General features: G+C 62.2%; 24 protein-coding genes. 12 read left to right on the top strand and 12 right to left on the bottom strand.

Going from position 1 to position 22954, the window contains the following annotated elements; genetic code table 11:
• Both ASD00_RS10730 and ASD00_RS10725 read left to right on the top strand, forming a co-directional pair.
• Nucleotides 1-1305, top strand: a complete 1305-nt coding sequence (locus ASD00_RS10730) for an ActS/PrrB/RegB family redox-sensitive histidine kinase (protein ID WP_025425370.1) — start codon at nt 1-3, stop codon at nt 1303-1305.
• An 83-nt stretch (nt 1306-1388) separates the two neighbouring features.
• Nucleotides 1389-1973, top strand: coding sequence for an ActR/PrrA/RegA family redox response regulator transcription factor (locus ASD00_RS10725; protein WP_025425369.1), 585 nt, complete (start codon nt 1389-1391; stop codon nt 1971-1973).
• On the opposite strand, the gene ASD00_RS10720 is transcribed toward ASD00_RS10725, so the two are convergent.
• Entirely contained in the window at nt 1974-2513 is a 540-nt protein-coding gene (locus tag ASD00_RS10720; protein ID WP_025425368.1) for an MmcB family DNA repair protein, read from the bottom strand. It lies immediately after the preceding gene.
• A 183-nt stretch (nt 2514-2696) separates the two neighbouring features.
• On the opposite strand from ASD00_RS10720, the gene ASD00_RS10715 reads away from it, so the two are divergent.
• Together ASD00_RS10715 and ASD00_RS10710 are read left to right on the top strand one after the other, a co-directional pair.
• The gene (locus tag ASD00_RS10715) at nt 2697-3386 is read left to right on the top strand and encodes a L,D-transpeptidase (protein WP_057206500.1); all 690 of its coding nucleotides are present in this window, start codon (nt 2697-2699) and stop codon (nt 3384-3386) included.
• Nucleotides 3387-3655: 269 nt separating this feature from the next.
• Nucleotides 3656-5593 carry a methyl-accepting chemotaxis protein gene (locus ASD00_RS10710; RefSeq protein WP_057206497.1) on the top strand — a complete coding sequence of 646 codons (1938 nt, stop codon included), beginning with the start codon at nt 3656-3658 and terminating at the stop codon, nt 5591-5593.
• A gap of 134 nt (nt 5594-5727) precedes the next feature.
• Here the strand turns inward: ASD00_RS10710 and ASD00_RS10705 are convergent, their stop codons facing one another.
• Both ASD00_RS10705 and ASD00_RS10700 read right to left on the bottom strand, forming a co-directional pair.
• On the bottom strand, nt 5728-7899 hold the full coding sequence (locus ASD00_RS10705; protein ID WP_057206495.1) for a malate synthase G: 2172 nt from the start codon (nt 7897-7899) through the stop codon (nt 5728-5730).
• A 115-nt stretch (nt 7900-8014) separates the two neighbouring features.
• Nucleotides 8015-10018 (bottom strand): hydantoinase/oxoprolinase family protein, encoded by a 2004-nt coding sequence (locus ASD00_RS10700; protein WP_057206506.1) that lies wholly within the window; start codon nt 10016-10018, stop codon nt 8015-8017.
• A gap of 144 nt (nt 10019-10162) precedes the next feature.
• Here ASD00_RS10700 and ASD00_RS10695 point away from each other — a divergent pair, with 144 nt between their 5' ends.
• The gene (locus tag ASD00_RS10695; protein WP_025425364.1) at nt 10163-10783 is read left to right on the top strand and encodes a hypothetical protein; all 621 of its coding nucleotides are present in this window, start codon (nt 10163-10165) and stop codon (nt 10781-10783) included.
• Here the strand turns inward: ASD00_RS10695 and ASD00_RS10690 are convergent.
• The 5 genes from ASD00_RS10690 to hslV all read right to left on the bottom strand — a co-directional run bounded on the left by ASD00_RS10690 (nt 10737) and on the right by hslV (nt 15737).
• Complete coding sequence (locus ASD00_RS10690) at nt 10737-12131, bottom strand: cytochrome P450 (RefSeq protein ID WP_025425363.1); 1395 nt, start codon at nt 12129-12131, stop codon at nt 10737-10739. The genes ASD00_RS10695 and ASD00_RS10690 overlap by 47 nt on opposite strands.
• Before the next feature lie 74 nt (nt 12132-12205).
• Complete coding sequence (locus ASD00_RS10685) at nt 12206-13132, bottom strand: DUF1402 family protein (RefSeq protein WP_057206493.1); 927 nt, start codon at nt 13130-13132, stop codon at nt 12206-12208.
• A 235-nt stretch (nt 13133-13367) separates the two neighbouring features.
• Nucleotides 13368-14672, bottom strand: coding sequence for an ATP-dependent protease ATPase subunit HslU (gene hslU / locus ASD00_RS10680; protein ID WP_025425361.1), 1305 nt, complete (start codon nt 14670-14672; stop codon nt 13368-13370).
• Nucleotides 14669-15190, bottom strand: a complete 522-nt coding sequence (locus ASD00_RS10675) for a GNAT family N-acetyltransferase (protein ID WP_025425360.1) — start codon at nt 15188-15190, stop codon at nt 14669-14671. Before ASD00_RS10675 ends, hslU begins: the two co-directional genes overlap by 4 nt.
• Nucleotides 15180-15737 (bottom strand): ATP-dependent protease subunit HslV, encoded by a 558-nt coding sequence (gene hslV, locus ASD00_RS10670; RefSeq protein ID WP_025425359.1) that lies wholly within the window; start codon nt 15735-15737, stop codon nt 15180-15182. The genes ASD00_RS10675 and hslV overlap by 11 nt, the downstream gene beginning before the upstream one ends.
• 223 nt (nt 15738-15960) lie before the next feature.
• Between hslV and hisB the strand changes: the two genes are divergently transcribed.
• The 7 genes from hisB to coaA are packed head-to-tail and all read left to right on the top strand — an operon-like array spanning nt 15961 to nt 20597.
• The gene (gene hisB / locus ASD00_RS10665; protein WP_025425358.1) at nt 15961-16569 is read left to right on the top strand and encodes an imidazoleglycerol-phosphate dehydratase HisB; all 609 of its coding nucleotides are present in this window, start codon (nt 15961-15963) and stop codon (nt 16567-16569) included.
• Nucleotides 16570-16593: 24 nt separating this feature from the next.
• The gene (locus ASD00_RS10660; protein WP_025425357.1) at nt 16594-17064 is read left to right on the top strand and encodes a DUF2628 domain-containing protein; all 471 of its coding nucleotides are present in this window, start codon (nt 16594-16596) and stop codon (nt 17062-17064) included.
• Nucleotides 17064-17714: an imidazole glycerol phosphate synthase subunit HisH gene (gene hisH / locus ASD00_RS10655; RefSeq protein WP_025425356.1), complete on the top strand. Its 651-nt coding sequence runs from the start codon at nt 17064-17066 to the stop codon at nt 17712-17714. The genes ASD00_RS10660 and hisH overlap by 1 nt, the downstream gene beginning before the upstream one ends.
• 31 nt (nt 17715-17745) lie before the next feature.
• Nucleotides 17746-18483 (top strand): 1-(5-phosphoribosyl)-5-[(5-phosphoribosylamino)methylideneamino]imidazole-4-carboxamide isomerase, encoded by a 738-nt coding sequence (hisA, locus tag ASD00_RS10650; RefSeq protein WP_025425355.1) that lies wholly within the window; start codon nt 17746-17748, stop codon nt 18481-18483.
• Nucleotides 18484-18487: 4 nt separating this feature from the next.
• A complete protein-coding gene (gene hisF, locus ASD00_RS10645) occupies nt 18488-19264 on the top strand; it encodes an imidazole glycerol phosphate synthase subunit HisF (RefSeq protein ID WP_025425354.1) in 777 nt (258 codons plus the stop codon).
• A gap of 17 nt (nt 19265-19281) precedes the next feature.
• Nucleotides 19282-19605, top strand: coding sequence for a phosphoribosyl-ATP diphosphatase (locus tag ASD00_RS10640; protein WP_025425353.1), 324 nt, complete (start codon nt 19282-19284; stop codon nt 19603-19605).
• Complete coding sequence (gene coaA / locus ASD00_RS10635) at nt 19602-20597, top strand: type I pantothenate kinase (protein WP_025425352.1); 996 nt, start codon at nt 19602-19604, stop codon at nt 20595-20597. Before ASD00_RS10640 ends, coaA begins: the two co-directional genes overlap by 4 nt.
• 99 nt (nt 20598-20696) lie before the next feature.
• On the opposite strand, the gene ASD00_RS10630 is transcribed toward coaA, so the two are convergent.
• The 4 genes from ASD00_RS10630 to arfB form a co-directional block, all read right to left on the bottom strand.
• Complete coding sequence (locus ASD00_RS10630) at nt 20697-21308, bottom strand: alpha-ketoglutarate-dependent dioxygenase AlkB (RefSeq protein ID WP_025425351.1); 612 nt, start codon at nt 21306-21308, stop codon at nt 20697-20699.
• Nucleotides 21309-21318: 10 nt separating this feature from the next.
• Nucleotides 21319-21768 (bottom strand): hypothetical protein, encoded by a 450-nt coding sequence (locus ASD00_RS10625; protein WP_025425350.1) that lies wholly within the window; start codon nt 21766-21768, stop codon nt 21319-21321.
• Entirely contained in the window at nt 21765-22238 is a 474-nt protein-coding gene (gene lysM / locus ASD00_RS10620; protein WP_025425349.1) for a peptidoglycan-binding protein LysM, read from the bottom strand. Before lysM ends, ASD00_RS10625 begins: the two co-directional genes overlap by 4 nt.
• Nucleotides 22239-22331: 93 nt before the next feature.
• On the bottom strand, nt 22332-22766 hold the full coding sequence (gene arfB / locus ASD00_RS10615; protein ID WP_025425348.1) for an alternative ribosome rescue aminoacyl-tRNA hydrolase ArfB: 435 nt from the start codon (nt 22764-22766) through the stop codon (nt 22332-22334).
• Nucleotides 22767-22954: the final 188 nt, after the last annotated feature.

Here is a 22954-nt window from a genome sequence, read left to right as displayed (position 1 = left end):
ATGACGGCAGTGGCACTGGAACACAATGATCCGACTTCGAACAGAAGCCTGCGCCTGCAGACGCTCATCCGCCTGCGCTGGCTTGCGGTCGGCGGCCAATCGATCGCCGTCATCATCACAACGCTGTGGCTGCAGTTTCCGCTGCCCTTGCTCTTGTGCCTGGTGCTGATTGCCACATTGGCGCTGGTCAACACCTACCTCACCCTGCGCTTCCCCCCGACGCACCGGTTGCGACCGCCGGCCGCGTTTGCCTTGCTCGGGCTCGATCTCGCGCAGCTGACCGGCCTGCTCTTCATCACCGGCGGGCTTGCCAATCCGTTTGCGCCGCTGCTTTGCGTTCCGGTCATCATTTCCTCGGCCTCGCAGCCGAAGCCGCACAGCATCGTTCTTGCCGGCCTTGCGGTCATCGGTGTGACCGTCCTTGCCTTTTCGCCGTTCCCGCTGCCCTGGTATCCCGGCACGCTTCTCTTGATGCCGCGGGTGCTGACGGCCGGCATCTGGTTCGCGATCGTGTCGATGACGGCCTTTGCCGCGTTCTATACCTACCGCGTCTCGCTCGAAGCGAGCGAACTGTCGGAGGCGTTGACGGCGACCGAGCTCGTGCTCCAGCGTGAAAAACACCTTTCGCAGCTCGACGGCCTGGCGGCGGCCGCTGCCCACGAGCTCGGCACGCCGCTTGCCACGATCAGTGTCGTTGCCAAGGAAATGGAGCGTGAGCTCGGTGACGACCCACGCTTCGGCGAGGACGTGCATCTGCTGCGCAGCCAGAGCGAGCGATGCCGCGACATTCTCAAGCGGCTGACGACGCTGTCCTCCGAAAGCGAAGAGCATATGCGGCTCTTGCCGCTATCCTCGCTGGTCGAGGAAGTGATGGCGCCGCACCGCGAGTTCGGCATTCACATCAATCTTGTCGAAAAGGGTGACAAGGCATCGGAGCCGGTCGGCAACCGCAATGCGGGCATTCTCTACGGGCTCGGCAATCTACTGGAAAATGCGGTCGACTATGCCAAGCAGGAGGTGACCGTGACGGTCGAGCACACCGCCGACCACGTCAAGGTGACGATTGCCGATGACGGCGATGGATTTGCCCCCGATATTCTGATGCGCATCGGCGAACCCTATGTCACGCGCAGGCAGAAGGATGACAGCGCCGGCGGCCTGGGGCTCGGCCTGTTCATTGCCAAGACCCTGCTCGAGCGGTCCGGCGCGCGCCTACGCTTCGAGAACGGCGGCGCCGATCGCCCCGGCGCCAAGGTCAGCGTCGAATGGCCGCGTGCGCTGATGGACACGAAACTGGCGAAATGACGTTTGGCAGTTTATTGAACGGGATGACAGGAAACCTATAATCTCGGTGAAAACGTCCCGTTTTTCGCCCAAGGATTGCGAGAATGACCGAAAAATCGACAGCTTCGCCCAGCACGCACGCCCAGGACGCCGAACTGATCGGACCGGACAGAACGCTGCTGCTCGTCGACGATGACGCGCCGTTCCTTCGACGCCTCGCCCGCGCCATGGAAGCGCGCGGCTTTACCGTCGATATCGCCGAGTCCGTTGCCGAAGGCATCGCCAAGGCGAAGGGCAACCCGCCGAAATACGCCGTCATCGATCTGAGGCTCGGCGACGGCAGCGGCCTCGACGTAATCGAGGCGATCCGCAGCCGCCGTGACGACACCCGCATGATCATGCTTACCGGCTACGGCAATATTGCAACGGCCGTGAATGCGGTGAAGCTCGGCGCGGTCGACTACCTCGCCAAGCCTGCCGACGCCGACGACATCTTCGCAGCACTGGTGCAGCGCCAGGGCGAACGGGTCGAACCACCGGAAAACCCGATGTCGGCCGACCGGGTGCGGTGGGAGCATATCCAGCGCGTCTATGAGATGTGCGAGCGCAACGTGTCGGAGACGGCGCGTCGGCTCAACATGCATCGCCGAACGCTGCAGCGGATCCTGGCAAAACGCGCGCCGAAGTAGTCAACCCTCGGCTGACCCGTCGCGGGAGCCGGAAACGATATCGCGAATGGAGTTGCCGAGTTCGCCATTGCGCTCGGCAGCCCACTCCGCCAGCATCAGCCGTTGTGCGGCGGTGCGGGCAAAGAGCTGCAGCACGGACTTGCGGGTTGCCGGTGCAAGCCGGTGTTCCGGTGCCTCGCGAATGATGTGTCCGTCGTAGCCATCCGACAGCAGCAATCCACAATCATCCGGAAAGATATCGAGCGGGACGTCACCATGGGTGGCGAAGAACAGCCGGTCGCAGTGCTGCCGATAATCAGGCCATTTGCGATCGACGCGGAAATCCTCGATCGACGTCTTGATCTCGACGATCCAGATTTCGCCCTTCGCCGACAGCGAGATGAGATCGGCACGCCGGCCGCTGGCGAGCGTCAATTCCGGCAGCACCGCGTGGCGCAATTCCGTGAAAAGCCGCTGAACCCCGCGGCGCACCATGAGCGCGCGATTCGATTGTCGACCGTCCACGAGAGGGTTGTCGTCATGGATAGAGAGAATTGTCATTCGTCTAGACTCTCGTCTGCCACCGCTTTTGTTGCAAAAAAGCCAGCGTCACGGAATTTACACTTTCCCGCCGCCTTGTTGCCACGCAATCCCTTGCATAGCAGCAACTAATCGAAAATAACCGTTGTCACTGATGGTCGGGCCGACCCAGTTTTTCTTCGCTTCTTATTTTAAGAGACTCCTATGCGCTTCCGCAATGCCTTCCTCCTGTGCAGCCTGGCGGCGACACTCGCCGTAGCCGGCTGCTCGACAACTTCGACCAAGTCCGAGACGGCAAGCGGTGAGCCTGCTCCCGTTGCGGAACAGGTCGCTTCGAATCAGATCTTTTCGGGCAATTATGGCGCAGTTGAGGATCACGGTTACGCGCTCCCTGCAGTTCCGATCAACAAGGTCGATGGCCGCTTCCATCGCCAGATCGTCGATTATTCGACGAGCGAGCGTCCCGGCACCATCGTCGTCAACACCCCGAACCGGTTCCTCTACTACGTGCTGCCCGGCGGCAAGGCCGTTCGCTACGGAATCGGCGTCGGCAAGGCCGGCTTTGCATGGGAAGGCGAAGCCTATATCGCCTGGAAGCAGGAATGGCCGATGTGGCACCCGCCGAAGGAAATGGCGGAACGGAAGCCGGAAGTGGCCAAGTATGTCGAGGCAGGCATGGGCCCGGGCCTGAAGAACCCGCTCGGCGCTCGTGCACTCTATCTCTTCAACGACCAGGGCAAGGACACGCTGTTCCGCCTGCATGGCACGCCGGAATGGTCGTCGATCGGCACGGCCGCTTCGTCGGGCTGCATCCGTCTGATGAACCAGGACATCATCGATCTCTACTCCCGCGTTCGTCCGGGCAAGAACGCACGCGTGGTCGTTCAGCAGTAAAACGCGACCAGGATCATGCAATCAGAAAGCCGCCGGATTCCTCGGCGGCTTTTTTGTTGGCCGAACGTCCACGACGATATTTCCTCGACGTCGCTACGCAGAGTTGCCCCGCTTCCGGTGCTTCAAACCAGGGTGGCTGGCTTCCGGTTCCGTTGCGATTATTTGTTCAAAAAACGCGCAAGAAGGCCTGAAATTCAGCGCCTTATTAAGTAAGGATTATCTAATTAATTAAAAAGTGTGGCCGAGAGATACCTAACCAAGGGACCGCCATGCTGATCAAGACCAAGCTCCTGAGTGCGATTGCACTGTTGTCACTCATCGCGATCGGCATTGCCGTCTACAGCCAGCATGCGCTTGCCGAAAACAGCGCGACGATGGATGCGGTCTATGCCGACCGTATCGTTCCCTTGAAAAATCTGAAGGCAACATCGGACGCTTTTGCCGTCTCGATCGTCGATGCGGCGCACAAGGTGCGCAACGGAAACGAGACGATGGAGGCCGGTCTTGCCTCGGTCAACGACGCCCGGCAGGTGATAACCGCCAATTGGGACGCCTATGTCGCGACCTCTATGACACCGGAGGAGCAGAAGCTTGTCGAGAACGCCAAGCAGCAGATGGTGGTCGCGATGGACTCGATCGCAACGCTGACGAAAATCCTGTCTGAGCGTGATTCTGCGGCGCTCGACAGCTTCGTTCGCACCTCGCTTTACGAAACCATCGATCCCTTGACCGAGACCATCTCGGAAATTTCCGACCTTCAGGTGCACTTGTCGGACAAGGTCTTTCAGGAACAGCATCGCGAATTCGAAACGGTGCGAGCTGTCAGCATCGGCATCATCCTGCTCGTTCTCGCGCTGGCTGCTGGAACCTACCTGGTGGTTTCACGTGGCGTCATCGGTCCGCTCGCCAGGCAGATCGGGGCGATGCGCAAGCTGATCGACGGCCATCTCGAAGACGACGGATCGAATGTGACCGGCAAGGACGAAATCGCCGAGATGGCCCGCGCCATCCAGTCGTTCCGGGAAGCGGCCCGATCCAACCTTCGTCTGCAGGCCGAGGCCGAGGAAAGCCGCCGCAATGGCGAAGCGGAACGCACGCGGATGCAGGACGAGGCCGAAGAGGCCGCGCAGCAGAAATTGATCCAGGCGACGTCAGGCCTTGCGACCGGCTTGCAGCGGCTGGCCGACGGCGATCTCGCCGTGCGGCTGGAGGAACCCTTCTCCGCAGAGTTCGAGCAGTTGCGTCACGACCTCAACAAGGCCGCCGCGCAGCTCAACGATGCCATGCTCGCCGTCGCTGACAGCGCCGGCAATATCGGCATGGGCACCCGCGAAATCAGCCAGAGCGCCGACGACCTGTCGAAACGCACGGAGCAACAGGCGGCATCCCTGGAGGAAACGGCAGCGGCCCTCGACCAGATCACCGCCAATGTCAGCAATTCCTCGCGCCGGACGGAGGAAGCCCGCGACGTGGCAGGCGAAGCAAAGACCAGCGCGACGCAGTCGGCCGTCGTCGTGGCCAATGCCGTCGAGGCGATGCGGCGGATCGAAGAATCATCCAGTCAGATTTCCAGCATCATCGGTGTGATCGATGAGATCGCCTTTCAGACCAACCTTTTGGCGCTGAACGCCGGCGTCGAGGCAGCGCGGGCGGGCGACGCCGGCAAGGGATTTGCGGTCGTGGCGCAGGAAGTGCGCGAACTGGCGCAGCGTTCGGCAAAGGCAGCCAAGGAAATCAAGGAACTGATTCGCAGCTCCAGCTCCGAAGTCGAGAGCGGGGTGCGGCTGGTGCGCGACACCGGCGAGGCGCTCAAGACCATCGAGGCGCACGTCATCACCATCAACGAGCATATGGCTGCCATCGCCACCTCGGCCCGGGAACAGTCGGTAGGGCTGGCCGAGGTCAATACCGCCGTCAACCAGATGGATCAGGTGACGCAGCGCAACGCCGCCATGGTCGAGGAGGCGAATGCCGCGTCGGCGACGCTTGCCCAGGAAGGCACGAACCTTCGCGCCCTGATCGGAAGGTTCCAACTTTCCGGGGAAACCCGTGCCGCGGCCAAGCCAGAGGCGCGGCGGACGCCGCCCCGCGCCGTCACGCCCCAACAGCACGCGAACATCGGAAACCGACCGCCTGCGGTACGATCGGCTGGGTATGCGGTGCAGGGCAACGCGGCCTTGTCCACCGAAGGCTGGGCCGAGTTCTGATCTACAGCGTTTCCGCCCCAAACGGAGGCACGGAAACGCCCTATGTCTTTGGTTTTTCGCGTTTCCGGACGGAAAACCGCTTCGCAGTTTTCCTGGAAAGTCTCCGGCGTTGATGAAGCCCGGCGCCGCCTTGATCAGGCGGCCAGCCGGGCCTTCAACTCGCGGCGACGGCGATGCAGGACCGGTTCGGTATAACCGTTCGGCTGCTCGCGGCCCTTGAGCACCAGCTCGAGCGCTGCCTGGAAGGCAATCGAGCCGTCAAAATTGCCGGCCATCGCTGCATACTGTGCATCATCGGCGTTCTGGCCGTCGACGACGGCGGCCATGCGCTCCATCGTCTCGACCACCTGCGCCTCGGTGACGACGCCGTGATGCAACCAGTTCGCCATGTGCTGCGCCGAGATGCGCAGAGTGGCACGATCCTCCATCAGGCCGACATTGTTGATGTCGGGCACCTTGGAGCAACCGACGCCCTGATCGACCCAGCGCACGACGTAGCCGAGAATGCCCTGCGCGTTGTTATCGAGCTCGCGCTGGATTTCCTCTGGCGTCCAGTTCGGACGGGTCGCGACCGGAACCGACAGTATATCGCTGAGCTTGGCCCGTGCCCGGCTCTTCAAGCCGGCCTGAACGTCGGCGACATTGACCCGGTGATAATGCGTAGCGTGCAGGGTCGCAGCCGTCGGCGACGGCACCCAGGCGGTATTGGCACCCGCCTTCGGGTGGGCGACCTTCTGCTCCAGCATCGCCGCCATCAGGTCCGGCATGGCCCACATGCCCTTGCCGATCTGCGCATGGCCGGAAAGCCCGCATTCGAGACCGATGTCGACGTTCCAGTTTTCGTAAGCGCCGATCCAGGCGGCCTGTTTCATGTCGCCCTTGCGGATCATCGGACCGGCTCCCATCGAAGTGTGGATCTCGTCGCCGGTGCGATCGAGGAAACCGGTGTTGATGAAGACGACGCGTTCGCGCGCGGCGCGGATGCACTCCTTGAGATTGACCGTCGTGCGGCGCTCCTCGTCCATGATGCCCATCTTCATGGTGTTGGCGGGCATGCCGAGTGCCGCCTCGACGCGCGAGAAGATCTCGCAGGCGAAAGCGACTTCTTCCGGCCCATGCATCTTCGGCTTGACGACATACATTGAGCCGTCGCGGGAGTTCATGCGGCGGCCGCCCTGGCCGATATCGTGCAGAGCGATCAGCGCGGTTGCCATCGCGTCCATGATGCCTTCCGGCACCTCGTTTCCGTCGCGATCAAGGATAGCCGGATTCGTCATCAGGTGACCGACGTTGCGCACCAGCATCAACGAGCGGCCTGGCAAGGTCAGCGTGCCCCCACTTGGCGCCGTGTAGACGCGATCGGCGTTGAGGCGGCGCATGAAGCTGCGGCCGCCCTTGGCGACTTCCTCCTCGAGATCGCCCTTCATCAGGCCGAGCCAGTTGCGGTATACGACGACCTTGTCTTCGGCATCGACCGCCGCAACCGAATCTTCGCAGTCCATGATGGTGGTGATCGCGGATTCGAGAATGACGTCGGAAATATGAGCCGGGTCATCCTTGCCGATCGGAGTCGTCGCATCGAGAACGACGACGGCATGCAGATTGTTGTGCCGGAGAACGATCTGCGACGGCGCTTCGTGCGAACCCGCAAAGCCGGCAAACTGCTCGGAGTTGCGAAGCGTCGTCTTCGCTCCGCCCGCAAGCGCAACCGAAAGGCTGCCGGAAGCAATCTTCAGCGACGCAACATCCGCCCAGCTGCCGCTTTCCAGCGGCGCGCTTGCATTGAGGAAGTCGCGCGCCCAGGCAATGACCTTGGTGCCGCGCTTGGGATTGTAGCCGCGTCCCTTTTCCGCACCGCCTTCGTCGGAAATGGCATCGGTGCCGTAGAGGGCGTCATAGAGCGAACCCCAGCGTGCGTTGGCGGCGTTGAGGGCATAGCGTGCATTCATGACGGGAACGACGAGCTGCGGACCGGCGATCGTAGCGATTTCAGGATCGACATTATCAGTCGAAACAGAAAACTCGGGGCCCTCAGGCAGGAGATAACCTATCTCCTTCAGAAAGCCCTGGTAGGCTTCGAGGTCGCTCGGCGCGCCATTTTCGCGATACCAGGCATCGATCCTGGCCTGCAGATCGTCGCGCTTGGCAAGCAAGGCGCGGTTCTTCGGCGCGAGGTCATGGACGATCTCCGACAGCGCGGAAAAAAACCGCTCGGCGTCGACGCCGGTGCCCGGCATCGCCTCGTCGACCAGAAAGCCATGCAGACCTGCATCGATCTTCAATCCGTATTTCTCAATGCGGTCCATCTTTTTACTCCTTGAAACAGGCCACTCGCGCGCGTGAAAGGCCGGCAGTTTCTCACCAATTCATTCCCTGTCAATTCAGCAAGGATGCGAAGAATTATTTCCAAAATCGAAAAGATCAGCCATGGGCAATGCGCGGCCTGCCGCTCGCCGACGCGATGAAACGTGCCTCGACCAGCTTGCGGCTTCCTTCGACCTCGGGAGCGTCGATTTCTTCTCGCAGCATCGAAGCCGGCTCGTCGGCACCGTTGGTGCGTGCCGCCTCAAGCGCCATCGTCTCGGCGCGACGGCGGGCCGCTGAAAAGGCCTGGTCCTGATCGAGAAAACGCTCGCTCACCCCTGCTCCGTTGACGATGAAAATGCCCTCTTCCGGCGTGGTGACGAACACGGTGACGGTTGCCCGCACCTGGCCGACAACCGCACCGACGGCATTTGCGACATCGGCCTCATCAGGGATGGATGGCTCGGTGCCAAGCATGTCGGCAATGGCGGGATAATAGACCGGGGCCGAAGCCCCCAAACCGACGAGCGGGCGATCGAGACCGATCGAAAACCGCACGATACCAGGCGCGCGGGTCAGAGCACGATCGACTGCCTGCGAGACCGCCGGGTCGATGGCCCCTGCCCCGTCTTCGCCGAGACAGGCCTGCAGGATGACTTCGCACGATTGGCGCGTGACGCGATCGACGATCATCTCGGCCATCGCCTCGGCAGATGCAGCAATCGGCTGGCCGGAGCCGTCGCGGATGCGCGCTGCCAGTTCGATGCCGAGACGGGCAGCCTCGACGCTCCATTGCGACTGCCTGCCGAGCACATGCATTGCATCGGAGGGCGTCAGGCCGCAGATATGCACCAGGCCGCGTGCCACCAGCCGGTCCAGCGTTGCCCGCTGCGGCGTCGAGGTCAGCAGGTTTTCAAGCGAGATCGGCACTGTGCCGATGCGCTCGTAGAGCGCCTGCTCCTGTGGCTGCAGACCGCTCGCCAGATGGTCGGGTAGACCGGTGCGAACAGCCAGGCGGCCGTTGTTGCGGCCGGCATGTTGCGCCCGCAGTTGTTTTTCCAAAACGGACAGCACCGCATCGCCATGCAGCGCCGCCGCGAGGCTGAGCGGCATCAACCGCCTCGGCCCAAGGTCGATCTTCGCCTTCAGCCCACGATCATTGATGCGGACCTCCGAATCGCCGCCAAGGCCATAGGTGCGCATCGCCACCGCCTCGACCATGGTGCGGAAACCGCCGACCACCGCACCTTCGCCATCGAGCCGCGGACGACCGCGGTCAAGTACCGCGACATCCGTCGTCGTGCCGCCGATATCCGAGACCACGGCATTGTCGAGGCCGGTCAGGTGCCGCGCACCGACAAGGCTGGCGGCAGGGCCGGAAAGGATCGTCTCGATCGGCCGAAGTCTTGCCTCCTCGGCCGAGATCAAGGCGCCATCGCCGCGCACAACCATCATGGGCACATCGATGCCGCGGGACTTCAAAAAGCCCTCGCACGAGCCGATCAGGCGATCGATCATCGAGACGAGCCGGGCGTTCAGCAGTGTCGTCAGCGCCCGGCGCGGGCCGCCGAGCTTGGACGAAAGCTCATGGCTGCAGGTAACCGGCAGATGCGAGACTTCGCGGATGCGGTCGCGCACCCGCTTCTCGTGATCCGGATTGCGGACGGCAAAATAGCCGGCGATCGCAAAGGAGGAAACCTGATTGGCCAAGGTCGGCAGGGCCTCATCGAGCGCGGTCATGTCGAGCGGCGTCTCGCCGCCGTGAACGTTGTGACCGCCCGGCAGGAAGATCACCGGATCGGAGCCGAGCGCATCCTGCAGCCCGTCACGCTTGAGATCGTCTGGCCCGAAGCCGATCATCACCAGGCCGGCACGGCCGCCCTGGCCCTCGACGAGCGCGTTGGTCGCAAGCGTGGTCGACAGGGATACGAGGCCGATGGCGGAAGCCGGGACGCCGGCCTTCTCCAAGACGGATTCCACCGCGCCGGAAATCCCGACGGCCAGATCGTGGCGGGTCGTCAGCGCCTTTGCCTTGGCGACGACACCCGCCGTTTCGCTGAAGAGAACGGCGTCGGTGTAGGTTCCGCCGGTATCGATGCCGAGAAGAAAATGGGACGTCAATTCAAGCCAGTCCAGTGTTTCGGCCCGGGGTAGCGCCGGGTTCAATGGGGATCGATCCGGTGATATGACATATTGGAAGAGAAGGCCATCGTGTCGCGGACATTCGCAGTCAGCAGAGCGACACGATACGAACGGGGGTGCGGCATGACGTTTTCCAGAGCTTCGGCAGTCGCCGGCATTCTTGCGGCAGGTCTGCTCTTCGCCCAGCCGGGCGGCGCGCAGGACGCCGTGGAGGAGGAATACAAGCCGCAACTGCCCGACGTCTCGATCTACAAGGCGATGCTCGACGCCAACAAGCAGACCGGGTGGATCCAGTTTCGCAACTACGACGACCGGCAGCTGATCTATTTTACCGCGCTGCAGACGATGCATTGCCGGCTATCGGAAATCCGCTACTCGATCAACTCGGACGCTCTCGACAAGCGCTTCCCCTTGGCAAAATGCAATCCGCAGATCCCCTTCAACCTGCCCGCCGACGAAACGGCCGAGTATGTCTACATCTCGCTGCCCGCAAACGAGGCCAAGACATTGACGATCCAGGCGGTGTGGGACGACGGTGCCGGCAGCGAGATCGTCGTCTACAAGCCCTGCGACAATGTCGGGGATGCGACCTGCGCCGCGATCAAGACCATCAAGAAGCCATCGAAGCTGTTGCCGCAGCCGATGCCGGCGGATTCGCCGGTGCGTGGCGTGCAATCGGCTATTCCCGGCAAGACCTTCAGCGAGCCGAAACCCGCATCGGCAAGCCGCCCCGCGGTTGAGTAGTCAGCCTCTGCACCGGCCAGGGCCGGGTCTCGTCGGTGACGTCGAAACGGAACCGATGCATCAGGACGGCAAGCGCAATGACCGCCTCCTGCAGCGCGAAGGTCGCGCCGATGCAGATGCGCGGTCCGGCGCCGAAAGGCAGATACTGAAAACGATGCAGCTTCTCGCGGTTTTCCGGCAGGAAACGCTCGGGCATGAAGGCGCGCGGCCGGTCCCAGTAGAGCACGTGACGGTGCAACGTCCACGGCATCACCAGAACCGCGATGCCCTTGGGTATCCTGACGCGCTCGCCGGACGGTGACGTCCATTCGTCCTCCTCGATGGCGGCGCGATTGATCGACGGCGCCGGCGGGTAGAGACGCATCGCCTCCTCGAAGGCCGCCAGCACATGCGGCATCAGGTTCAGCCATTCGACCGGTTCGGCACCGCTCTTGAGCACGGTGTCGATCTCCGCCTCCATCGTCTCGCGGAAAGCCGGCGTGTTGGCGACGCAATAGAGCGTCCAGGCCAACGCCCGGGCAGTGGTCTCATGCCCGGCGCCGATGAAGGTGAGGATATTGTCCTCGATCTCTTGCGTCGAAAGGCCGTTTGCGCCCTCCGTCTGCAGCAGCAATGTGAGGAAATCGTTGGGCGTGCCTGCTGGGTCCGTCGCCATGCGCTGGCGCCTCATCGCCATCGTTTCCGAGACGATCGACCGGAACCGGTTCATGACCTTCTTGCCGCCGATGCGGGTCAATCGCGGCAGCCATTCCGGCGCCAGCAGGATATCCATCGGATCGACGCGCCCCATGCGGTGCAGAAGCTCTTCTACACTCTGGACGAAGCCCTCCCTTTCGACGGCGACCTCACCGGAAAACAGCGTTTCCGCCAGGATATCGAAGGTCAGTTCGGTCATGTCGCTGGCGACATTGGTGGTGAACGGCTTCACCTTCGCGTGCGCGTAGCGTTCGACGAACTCTTCCGACCGGCGCAGCATCTGCCCGGCGAATCCCTTGGCGTGGCGCGGGGTAAAAACCGGCGCAATGGCCTTGCGCGACCGTTTCCAGATCTCGCCTTCGGCCGTCAGAAGACCGTCACGCAGGATCGGGCGGAGGATCAGCCGCCGAACCTTCGACATCTCATAGTTGCTGACGTTTTCGACGAGGATATAGCGGATGAGGCCGGGATCGTTGACGATCAGGGTGCGCTGCGTGATGAACTTGGTCTCGATCCACGGCAGCGTGTAGGACGGCTCGCCCCAGAGTTCGAGCGGATTGCGCAGAACAGTCTTGATGATCTTCAGGTAGGACGGCACGCCGACCCGAGGAATGGGAGCCGGTGGTTCGAAGGGCTCCGGACGCATGTCCATGGTGATAGGCCTTTCTCGATTGCGCCAGGATTTCAGGTTTTTACGGCGCAATCAAGGAAAGTGCTTCACATGAATCACAACAGGCCTTCGAGCTCCACGAGCTTGTCGTTCACCAGCCAGCCGTAATAGTTTTCTTCGGGCCACTGGGTCTCGCCGCCCTGGTTCCTGGCGGCAAGGGCTGCTGCGCGTTGGTCCGGATTGCCGACATTGTAAAGCGTGGCGGTGACGCCGGGATTGCCTGAAATATCGACGCCGGCGATCGACTTGTAGACGTCGATCGAGTGGCGGATCGAGGCGGCCATATAGGCGAGCGAGACATCAGGATCCATGATCGCCGCGTAGACCCCGGCGGCGTTGTTCTCGTCGAGCCGTTCGTAGCCCGACGTCTTCGAGACGATATCGGTCAGCATCAGGGCGGTCAGCGGATTGATCTGCCCGAGGCCAAAGGTCTGGCCGGCAAAGAACGGCTGGAAGAAAACGGCGCTGAAACGGTTGTTCGGGAAGGACTTGCCGCCGACGGACTTGCCGCGGAATTCGCTGTCCCAGACCCGCTCGCGGCAGCTCCACAGCGAATAGGAGCTCTTCTTTCCGGTGCAGTCGGCAAATTGCGGGCGGGCGACGAACTCAGCCACCGTCTCGCCGTCATAGCCGAACTGGAAGCTGTTACCGGCATAGGCTGCAGCCTTGACGTAGTAGGACTGCAGCCGATCGTAGGCATCGACATTGTAGGTATGTTCGCCGACGATGGCGCCGATCATGTGGATCGGTGCGATGCCATAGGCGCGCGACGTCGACTTGATCTTGCTGATCAGCTGCCGGTCATTGGCGAGCAGATCCCGCACCTTCTCGAATTTGGCATCGAAGGACGTGCGGCCGGCCTTGGTGCGGCGAACGGATGCGCCCGGGATGCCGGGTTGTTCGACGTTCCGGTTGCCCGGCGGAACAACATTGGCCGCCATCGTCTGGCCTGCGGTCAGGCAAAACGTGGCAATAGCGAGCATGCAGGCGGTAAAACGCACGATCTCTTCTTCCTATGAACGGTGGAGACGCCCTATCCAGCGGTGCGGCTCCTACGACAGGATCGTGTCGGAAAGATGCCTCCGGCCACGATCGATTGCGGTTTCCGTGTTAGAAAAAATGAAGGCGCCTGTCGAGAGACAGGCGCCTTGCATCTTCACGGTTGCCTGACGGCAAAGGATTGCCGCCACCTCCGCGTTACAGGATGCAACGCGTGCGTCACAGGATGTAACGCGACAGGTCGGTGTTGGCGGCGAGATCGCCGACGTGCTTGCGCACATATTCGGCATCGATCGTGATAGCCTGGCCAGCGCTATCCGGCGCATTGAACGAGATTTCATCCAGCACGCGCTCCATCACCGTCTGCAGCCGGCGGGCGCCGATGTTCTCGACGCTCGAGTTGAGCTGGACTGCCACGTCGGCAAGCGCATCGATGGCATCGTCGGTGAAGTCGAGTTTCACTTCTTCCGTCTCAAGCAGAGCCTTGTACTGACGGATGAGGCTCGCCTCGGTCTCCGTCAGGATGCGGCGGAAGTCTTCCTTGGTCAGGGCACGCAGCTCGACGCGGATCGGCAGGCGGCCCTGCAGTTCGGGCAGAAGATCGGAAGGCTTCGACACATGGAAGGCGCCCGAGGCGATGAAGAGAATGTGATCGGTCTTTACCGGTCCATACTTGGTCGCAACCGTCGTGCCTTCCACCAGCGGCAGCAGATCGCGCTGAACGCCTTCGCGCGATACGCCGGCACCCATGCCGCCTTCACGCGATGCGATCTTGTCGATCTCGTCGAGGAAGACGATGCCGTCGTCCTCGACCGCCCTCATCGCCTCGCGCTGGATCTGCTCGTTGTCGAGCAGCTTGTCGGACTCGTCGTTGACGAGCACCTCATAGGAAGCCTTGACCGTCGTCTTGACCTTCTTGGTGCGTGCGCCCATCGCCTTGCCGAACATTTCCGACAGGTTGAGTACACCGATATTGGCGCCCGGCATGCCCGGAATTTCGAAGCCGCCCGGCGCGCCGGTCTCGGCGATATCGACCTCGATCTCCTTGTCGTCCAGTTCGTTGGCGCGCAGCTTCTTGCGGAAGGAATCGCGCGTTGCCGGCGAGGCCGTGGCGCCGACCAGCGCGTCAAGCACCCGCTCCTCGGCATTCTGGTGCGCCCTTGCCTTGACCTCCGCCCGGCGCTTTTCGCGCACGAGACCGATGCCGACCTCGACGAGGTCGCGGATGATCTGTTCGACATCGCGGCCGACATAGCCGACTTCGGTGAACTTGGTCGCCTCGACCTTGACGAAGGGTGCACCGGCAAGCTTTGCCAGACGGCGGGAGATTTCCGTCTTGCCGACACCGGTCGGCCCGATCATCAGAATATTCTTCGGCATGACCTCGTCACGCAACTCGTCGCCGAGCTGCTGGCGCCGCCAGCGGTTGCGCAGCGCAATCGCCACCGCGCGCTTGGCGTCGTTCTGGCCGATGATGAACCGGTCGAGTTCCGACACGATTTCCCTAGGTGAAAAAGTACTCATGTATTCCTCTCAAACTCGGTCCGCGTCAGCTCCATCAGGAGTGTGCGGCCGGACGCATCTATCCATTCGCCAAAGGGCACGAAGCCAGCTTTCGCATAGGCCCTCACGGCCCTTCTGTTGCCCGCATCGGGGTCGATCACGATCCGTGGTGCGCCGGCGGCAAAAAGCGTCTGCGCAAAGGCCCTCAAGGCCAGCGACGCCACGCCTTTTCCGGTCATCTCCGGCGGGCCGATGAAGATATCGACGCCGGGGACATCGCCGGGCAGATCCTTCGCCCACGGCTCTTCGTCATATTCGGACGGTGTCCAGGACTGGATGTAGCCGGCGGGCTCGCCGGCTACATGGAAGATGAAGCCATCCACTTCGCCCGTGGCGCAGCCGTCGCGGATCAACACGACTTCCTTGTCCGGATCACCCCACCATTGCCGCACATGCGGCTCGCTCAACCAGGCATGCAGCATCGGCAGGTGGTCATCGGCCACCCGTTCGAAGCTGACATGAACCTGGTCAGTTGCCATCCAGCGTCTCCACCACGATATTGTGGTTGGTATAGACGCAGATGTCGCCTGCGATCTCGAGCGCCCGGCGGGCGATTTCTTCGGCCGACTTGTCGCTGTCCATCAGGGCGCGGGCCGCGGCAAAGGCATAGTTGCCGCCCGAGCCGATGGCGATCGTTCCATGTTCCGGCTCCAGCACGTCGCCATTGCCGGTAATCGCCAGCGTGATCGACTTGTCGGCGACCAGCATCATCGCTTCGAGATTGCGCAAATACTTGTTGGTGCGCCAATCCTTGGCGAGTTCCACTGCCGCGCGCATCAACTGGTCGGGATATTGCTCCAGCTTGGCTTCGAGCCGCTCCAGAAGCGTGAAGGCATCGGCCGTCGCCCCGGCAAAGCCGGCGATAACGTCGCCCTTGGCGAGACGCCGTACCTTGCGGGCATTGCTCTTCATCACCGTCTGGCCAAGGCTGACCTGGCCGTCGCCGGCCATCACCACCTTGCCGTCCTTGCGCACCGTGATGATGGTGGTCGCATGCATCGTTCCGTAGGGATTGTGTTCACTCATTGAAGATACCTGTCGGCCCCAGAACCAGGGGCGTTGGGGGCTCGAACGAGCCTGGTTGCTTGGAGCCTATGTAAGTGCGCCTTACGCGATTGCAAATCCCGGTGAGCCACGCAGTTGACCGTAAATCGGGCGCCTGCCCGAATCGTTCGAATCTCAGCCGCGGTTCTGGATATTTTCCGCCTCCCCTGATAAGGAGCGGCTCCAGCGCATACAGGAGAGCCTGATGGCAGAAGCCACGTCCAGCCGCACCGGCCAAGTTTCGCGAAAGACGAATGAAACGGCCGTGTCCGTATCCGTCAATATCGATGGAACCGGAACGTCGAAGATTGCGACCGGAGTCGGCTTCTTCGACCACATGCTGGACCAGCTTTCCCGACATTCGCTGATCGACATGGACATCAAGACCGATGGCGACCTCCATGTCGACGATCACCACACTGTCGAAGACACTGGCATTGCCATCGGCCAGGCCATTGCCAAGGCGCTTGGCGACCGGCGCGGCATTACCCGCTACGCCTCGCTCGACCTTGCCATGGACGAGACGATGACGCGCGCGGCGGTGGATGTGTCCGGCCGGCCGTTCCTTGTCTGGAACGTCGCCTTTACCTCACCGAAGATCGGCACGTTCGACACCGAACTGGTGCGCGAATTCTTCCAGGCGCTCGCCCAGAATGCCGGGATCACGCTGCATATCCAAAATATCTACGGCGCCAACAACCATCATATCGCCGAGACCTGCTTCAAGTCCGTCGCCCGCGTGCTTCGCACGGCAACCGAAATCGACCCGCGCCAGGCCGGACGCGTTCCCTCGACCAAGGGTACGCTTGCCTGAGCGGTCATTATCTGGCTGATGACCATGGCCTCTTACATGATCCTGACCCCGCCGGGCGCCCGCGCCGACGATGACCGAGCGCGTTTCGTCGCCGACGGCTTCTCGTGGGGCGCCTTTCTGTTTCCGGCGCTCTGGCTTTTCGCCAAGCGCATGTGGCTCTTCGGAATCGCAGTTGCTGTTCTGCAGATTTTGTTAATCTCTCTGTCGGTGATCGGTGGCGGCCTCCTGGCAGCGCTGCTGTTGCATCTGGCGCTCGGCCTCATGGTCTCGCTGGAAGGCCCTGTTTTCATCGCCCGCCGCCTGATCGCCCGCAACTGGACGGTGCGCTCGATCGTGCCGGCGCGCGATCTTGAGACCGCCGAGGAAATCTACTTCGCAAACGTGGCCCCGGCCGACCGAAAGGCAGCGGAGCGGCCATCTGTCGACTGGCCGAGACAGGCGCCGGCAAACACCGGCCCGGGTCTTGGGCTTTTTGAATCCTACGGAGAACGCTGATGCGCGTCGCCATTATCGACTATGGATCGGGCAATCTGCGCTCGGCAACGAAGGCTTTCGAACGGGCAGCGCGGGAAGCCGGCATCGACGCAGAGATCGACCTGACGGACAGGCCCGAGCGGGTGGCGACCGCCGACCGCATCGTCCTGCCGGGCGTGGGCGCCTATGCCGATTGCCGTCGCGGCCTTACGGCCGTCGACGGCATGGAGCAGGCACTGACCGAGGTCGTCGAAGAGGCCGGTCGCCCGTTTCTCGGCATCTGCGTCGGCATGCAGCTGATGTCGTCGCGCGGCCTGGAAAAGACCACGACCCACGGCTTCGGCTGGATCCCCGGCGACGTCGTAGAAATGAGGCCGGCGGATCCGTCGCTGAAAATCCCACAGATCGGCTGGAACACGCTGCGGCTTGCCCGCACGCACCCGCTGTTTGACGGCATCCGCACCGGCGACGACGGCCTGCACGCCTATTTCGTGCACTCCTACCATCTGGCCGCGGAAAATGCCGGCGATGTTGTGGCCGAGGCGGATTACGGCGGCGCCGTCACCGCCTTCGTCGCCAATGGCAACAAGGCCGGCTCGCAGTTCCATCCGGAAAAGAGCCAGGCGCTTGGCCTTGCCCTCATCTCGAATTTCCTGCGTTGGAAGCCCTGAAGGCTCCGGCGACCTCTGATCGGATAGATACATGATCCTTTTTCCCGCTATCGACCTGAAAGACGGGCAATGCGTGCGCCTGAAGCTCGGCGACATGGAGCAGGCAACGGTCTACAACCCGGATCCGGGCGCCCAGGCGCGCGCCTTCGAGGAGCAGGGTTTCGAGTGGTTGCATGTGGTCGACCTCAACGGTGCCTTTGCCGGCGAGACCGTTAATGGTGCTGCCGTCGACGCGATCCTCAAGTCGACCAAGAACCCGGTCCAACTCGGCGGCGGCATCCGTACGCTTGACCATATCGACAACTGGCTGTCGCGCGGGCTTGCCCGCGTCATCCTCGGCACCGTCGCGGTGCGCGACCCGGCACTGGTGATCGAAGCCTGCCGAAAATTCCCGGGCAAGGTCGCCGTCGGCATCGACGCTAAGGGCGGCAAGGTTGCGGTCGAGGGCTGGGCCGAGGCGTCGGAACTCGGCGTCATCGAGCTTGCGAAGAAATTCGAGGGTGCCGGCGTATCGGCGATCATCTACACCGACATCGATCGCGACGGCATTCTCACGGGCATCAACTGGCCTTCGACGCTGGAGCTTGCCGATGCGGTTTCGATCCCGGTGATCGCTTCGGGCGGTCTCGCTTCGATGGATGATATCCGGCGAATGATCGCCCCGGATGCGGCAAAACTTGAAGGCGCGATCTCCGGCCGTGCGCTCTATGATGGCCGCATCGACCCGCAGGAAGCCCTGGCGCTGATCCGCGCCACGAGAAAGGCATGAGCCGATGACCCTCAAAGCCCGCGTTATCCCCTGCCTCGACGTCAAGGACGGTCGGGTCGTCAAAGGGGTCAACTTCGTCGACCTGATCGATGCCGGCGACCCGGTGGAGGCAGCCCGCGCCTATGATGCGGCCGGAGCGGACGAGCTCTGCTTCCTCGACATCACCGCCTCGTCGGACAACCGCGAAACCATCTTCGATGTGGTGGCGCGCACGGCCGAGCAGTGTTTCATGCCACTGACCGTCGGCGGTGGCGTGCGTCAGGTGGCCGATATCCGCAAGCTGCTTTTGGCAGGCGCCGACAAGGTGTCGATCAACACGGCGGCGGTGAAGAACCCGGAGTTCGTCGCCGAAGCCGCCGACAAGTTCGGCAACCAGTGCATCGTCGTTGCGATCGACGCCAAGAAAGTCTCGAAGGACGGCGAAGAGAACCGGTGGGAAATCTTCACCCATGGCGGCCGCCAGACGACGGGCATCGATGCGGTGGACTTTGCCCGGCGCGTCGTCGATCTCGGTGCCGGCGAAATCCTTTTGACCTCGATGGATCGTGACGGAACGAAGAGCGGCTACGATATCGCGCTCACCCGGGCGGTTGCCGATGCGGTGCGTGCGCCGGTCATTGCGTCCGGAGGCGTCGGCACGCTCGACCATATGGTTGCCGGCATCCGCGACGGCCATGCGACGGCGGTTCTGGCCGCTTCGATCTTCCACTTCGGCACCTATAGCATTGGCGAAACCAAGCGCTATATGGCCGAACATGGCATCGCCATGCGTCTCGATTGAGTTTCAGGGTTTCGTTCATGAGTGATTTCTCCCTTTCCGACCTCGAGACCATCGTCGCCGCGCGCGCCAAAGCGTCACCGGACGAATCCTGGACGGCGAAACTGGTCGCAAGCGGCCAGCAGAAAGCGGCCAAGAAGCTGGGCGAGGAAGCGGTCGAAACCGTGATCGCAGCGATCCGCAACGACCGCCAGAATCTCGTCGATGAGAGCGCCGATCTGCTCTATCATCTCATGGTCGTATTGAAAATTGCAGACATTCCGTTGCAGGATGTGCTCGACGAACTTGCACGGCGGACAAGCCAATCCGGTCTGCAGGAAAAGGCTAATCGGCAGGATCCATGACCCTAGCTGCGCAAGACATCGAAACGGTCGATCTCCCGGACAATCTCCAGAACCGGGACTATTCGCCCTATCATCTGTTTTCTGCCGAAGAGTGGTCCCGCTTTCGCGCGGACACGCCCCTGACGTTGACGGCAGACGAAGTGCAGCGTCTGCGCTCGCTGAACGACCCGGTGGACCTCGGCGAGGTCAGGCAGATTTACCTGTCGCTGTCGCGGCTTCTGTCCGCGCATGTGGAATCGTCCCAGCTTTTGTTCGAGCAGCGCAAGCGCTTCCTCAGCATGTCCGGCGAGACGAAGACGCCCTTCGTCATCGGCATTGCCGGATCGGTCGCCGTCGGCAAGTCGACGGCCGCACGTATCCTTGCCCAGCTCCTGTCGCGCTGGCCGTCGAGCCCGAAGGTCGATCTGGTGACGACGGACGGCTTCCTCTATCCGAACGCCGTCCTGCAGCGCGAAAACATGATGGATCGCAAGGGCTTCCCGGAAAGCTACGACCTCGGCGCGCTGCTGCGGTTCCTCTCGGCGATCAAGGCCGGCCAGCCCAATGTCAAGGCACCGAGCTATTCGCACATGACCTATGACGTGCTGCCGGACCAGTACACGGTCATCGACCGGCCCGACATTCTGATCTTCGAAGGCATCAACGTCCTGCAATCGCGCAACCTGCCCGCCGACGGCAAGATCGTGCCGATGGTCTCGGACTTCTTCGACTTCTCGATCTACATCGACGCCGAGGAGAGCCTGATCCACAGCTGGTATGTCAGCCGCTTCATGCGCCTCAGGGAAACGGCCTTCAAGAATCCGGAATCCTACTTCCACCGCTATGCGACCATCAGCGAGGATGCGGCGCGCGCGATCGCCGAAGGACTTTGGCACAACATCAACCTGAAGAACCTGCACCAGAACATTCTGCCGACGCGGCCGCGCGCCGACCTCATCCTGCAGAAAGGCCCCAACCACCTCACCGAGAAGGTGGCGCTGCGCAAGCTTTGAGCGTGCAACATGCGTGCGACCCGAGAATACGCAGCGATGGCTTCGCGGAAAATGTGGGCGTGACGCGAAGGCTGCCGCTCTATTTTGACGCGACATGCCTTAGGGGTTCACCCGGCGCAGCGTCAGATTGAGTCGGCCACCGTTCTTGAGCAGCGTCGATGTGTTCGGATAGATCCGGTCGACGCCGTGGAAGGCCAGACGCCCCTCGCCGCCGAGCACGACGATATCGCCGCTTTCGAGCCTGAAGGATATGGTCTGGCTGCCGCGCTCTCTGCCGCCGACCCGAAACAGGCAGCTATCGCCAAGGGAAATCGAGACGACTGATGTTTCCAGATCGCGCTCGTCCCTGTCTTGGTGCAGACCCATGCGGGCCTCGTCGGAATAGAAATTCACCAGGCATGCTTCCGGCCGTTTGTCGCTGGCCGAAACCGCATTCCAGATTTCAAGGAGAACATCCGGCATCGGCGGCCACGGCCTGCCCGTCCCCGGATGCTGCGGCTGATAACGGTAGCCCTTCTCGCGGTCGGTCACCCAGCCGAGCGGGCCGCAATTGGTCATGCGCACCGACATCGGCTTACCGGTCTTCGGCATCGCCGGCACGAACAGCGGCGCTTCGTGCACCACGCCCCTGATCGCTTCAACGATCTGCTCCTGACGGGCCCGGTCGAGAAAGCCAGGGATGTGTTTTATTCCTTTCGGGAGAACCTGCATGAGGTTGCCCTCACTCCTCAAGCCCGAGCAGTTTTGCCGGGACGCCGTAGCGCTCAGACCAGCCGGCATAGGCGACATCCGTCGGACCAACGACGTGATCCACCAGATTCCATCGACCGCCCTGGAAGCTGACGAGCGCGAACACCGTCAAGCCATCCATCATGTCGGCCTCGTCGCGAAACCCGGTCTGCGCGAGATCGATGCTGCCGCCGCCCGGACGTTGCGGCTCGACCTGGACGAAGGCCCAGTTCGGCGCCGCTCGCATCGTCGTGACGACGAATTCAACCGAACCGCGCATCTCCGCCTCGACGGCAGGCCGCAAGGCATCAAGGATCGCTGCACGCTCCGAACTACCCTTAGCCGGCTCACGCAGCGATTGCGCGGTGCCGGCGGAGGCAAGTCCAAGACTTGCGACCACCAGAACGACGCTCGAAAATGCACGCATCGACAAGGCTGTCACGCGGCATCCAGATCCGGAATGCGCAGCACCTGACCGGGGTAAATTTTGTCGGGATGGGTCAGCATCGGTTTGTTTGCCTCGAAGATGACCGTGTGCTTGGCGCCCTTGCCCTTGCCGTACTGCGCCTCGGCGATCTTCCAGAGGTTGTCGCCCTTCTTGACGGTATAGAAGACGGGGGCCTTGGCGGGCGCGGGCGCTGCACCGGCATCCGCCACCTTCAGCTCAGACGCTTCGACCGAAGACACGCCGAGCGTGTTGCCGACGGCGACGACCGCCTTCTCGAACGCCGTCTGATCCTTGACGACACCCTTCAGCACCACCTTGTCGTTGACGACTTCGACCTGGACGTCCTTGGTGCCGAGATCGTGCGAAGCGAGTTCCTTCTGGACGCTGTCGGCATCAGGCGCATCGTCGTCACCGCCAATGCCCAACTTCTTGCCGGCGTTCTTGATAAAACTGAAAAGGCCCATGGATTTCTCCTTCTGCAAAAGTTCCTGCGCGATAAGAGAGGGCGCTTGGCGACAAAAGACAAGGGACAGCCGAAAAGAATCCGCAACCGCAAGTCACTCGCCAGTCGGGCGGCCGCGCAACTTCTTGGTCTCGCCGCGACCGGTTTTTTCCTTCAGTCGGCGCTCGATCGAGCCGCGTGTCGGCTTGGTCTTCCTGCGCGGTGGCGGCGGCGGCTCCGCGGCCTTCAGGATCATCTCCTTCAGCCGTTCACGGGCATCCTCGCGGTTGCGCTCCTGGCTGCGAAAGCGACTGGCCTCGATCATCAACACGCCGTCTTTCGAGGCGCGGCGACCGGCGAGCTTCAGGGTGTTGGCCTTGATGCGATCGGTGAGCGCGGGCGAGGCCTGGACATTGAAGAACAACTGAACGGCCGTCGACACCTTGTTGACGTTCTGTCCACCCGGCCCGCCAGCCAGCACGAATTGCTCGCTGAGTTCCCACCCGGCGATAACGATCTGTTCGTTGATGTATAAAGGGTCGCTGGCCATGATCGCTCCTGGCGCTTTCTACTGCATAATTCCTAAAACCGGAATCGATTTACGGAGAAAATTATGCAGCAGATCTCGAGCCTTACAGCGTCCTTTGCGCGTCACATTTGACGCGTGCGCTGCAGCGCACAGAGCGAACCGCTTGAAAACAAGCAACCACAAAAAGTGAAACCCGGCCATTGAGGCCG

Source organism: Ensifer sp. Root31, assembly GCF_001424825.1.
Classification (GTDB): Bacteria; Pseudomonadota; Alphaproteobacteria; order Rhizobiales; family Rhizobiaceae; genus Ensifer; species Ensifer canadensis.
This window is presented reverse-complemented; position numbering and strand designations above follow the sequence as displayed.

What these genes read in the sequence shown, in the direction of transcription:
- lysM (WP_025425349.1), bottom strand. Translation starts at nt 22,238, where the DNA reads ATGGGCCTTTTCAGTTTTATCAAGAACGCCGGCAAGAAGTTGGGCATT.
- ASD00_RS10695 (WP_025425364.1), top strand. Translation starts at nt 10,163, where the DNA reads ATGACGTTTTCCAGAGCTTCGGCAGTCGCCGGCATTCTTGCGGCAGGT.
- ASD00_RS10640 (WP_025425353.1), top strand. Translation starts at nt 19,282, where the DNA reads ATGAGTGATTTCTCCCTTTCCGACCTCGAGACCATCGTCGCCGCGCGC.
- ASD00_RS10710 (WP_057206497.1), top strand. Translation starts at nt 3,656, where the DNA reads ATGCTGATCAAGACCAAGCTCCTGAGTGCGATTGCACTGTTGTCACTC.
- ASD00_RS10675 (WP_025425360.1), bottom strand. Translation starts at nt 15,190, where the DNA reads ATGGCAACTGACCAGGTTCATGTCAGCTTCGAACGGGTGGCCGATGAC.
- hslV (WP_025425359.1), bottom strand. Translation starts at nt 15,737, where the DNA reads ATGAGTGAACACAATCCCTACGGAACGATGCATGCGACCACCATCATC.
- hslU (WP_025425361.1), bottom strand. Translation starts at nt 14,672, where the DNA reads ATGAGTACTTTTTCACCTAGGGAAATCGTGTCGGAACTCGACCGGTTC.
- ASD00_RS10685 (WP_057206493.1), bottom strand. Translation starts at nt 13,132, where the DNA reads ATGCTCGCTATTGCCACGTTTTGCCTGACCGCAGGCCAGACGATGGCG.
- ASD00_RS10730 (WP_025425370.1), top strand. Translation starts at nt 1, where the DNA reads ATGACGGCAGTGGCACTGGAACACAATGATCCGACTTCGAACAGAAGC.
- ASD00_RS10690 (WP_025425363.1), bottom strand. Translation starts at nt 12,131, where the DNA reads ATGGACATGCGTCCGGAGCCCTTCGAACCACCGGCTCCCATTCCTCGG.
- coaA (WP_025425352.1), top strand. Translation starts at nt 19,602, where the DNA reads ATGACCCTAGCTGCGCAAGACATCGAAACGGTCGATCTCCCGGACAAT.
- hisA (WP_025425355.1), top strand. Translation starts at nt 17,746, where the DNA reads ATGATCCTTTTTCCCGCTATCGACCTGAAAGACGGGCAATGCGTGCGC.
- arfB (WP_025425348.1), bottom strand. Translation starts at nt 22,766, where the DNA reads ATGGCCAGCGACCCTTTATACATCAACGAACAGATCGTTATCGCCGGG.
- ASD00_RS10660 (WP_025425357.1), top strand. Translation starts at nt 16,594, where the DNA reads ATGGCCTCTTACATGATCCTGACCCCGCCGGGCGCCCGCGCCGACGAT.
- ASD00_RS10715 (WP_057206500.1), top strand. Translation starts at nt 2,697, where the DNA reads ATGCGCTTCCGCAATGCCTTCCTCCTGTGCAGCCTGGCGGCGACACTC.
- hisH (WP_025425356.1), top strand. Translation starts at nt 17,064, where the DNA reads ATGCGCGTCGCCATTATCGACTATGGATCGGGCAATCTGCGCTCGGCA.
- hisB (WP_025425358.1), top strand. Translation starts at nt 15,961, where the DNA reads ATGGCAGAAGCCACGTCCAGCCGCACCGGCCAAGTTTCGCGAAAGACG.
- hisF (WP_025425354.1), top strand. Translation starts at nt 18,488, where the DNA reads ATGACCCTCAAAGCCCGCGTTATCCCCTGCCTCGACGTCAAGGACGGT.
- ASD00_RS10705 (WP_057206495.1), bottom strand. Translation starts at nt 7,899, where the DNA reads ATGGACCGCATTGAGAAATACGGATTGAAGATCGATGCAGGTCTGCAT.
- ASD00_RS10720 (WP_025425368.1), bottom strand. Translation starts at nt 2,513, where the DNA reads ATGACAATTCTCTCTATCCATGACGACAACCCTCTCGTGGACGGTCGA.
- ASD00_RS10725 (WP_025425369.1), top strand. Translation starts at nt 1,389, where the DNA reads ATGACCGAAAAATCGACAGCTTCGCCCAGCACGCACGCCCAGGACGCC.
- ASD00_RS10630 (WP_025425351.1), bottom strand. Translation starts at nt 21,308, where the DNA reads ATGCAGGTTCTCCCGAAAGGAATAAAACACATCCCTGGCTTTCTCGAC.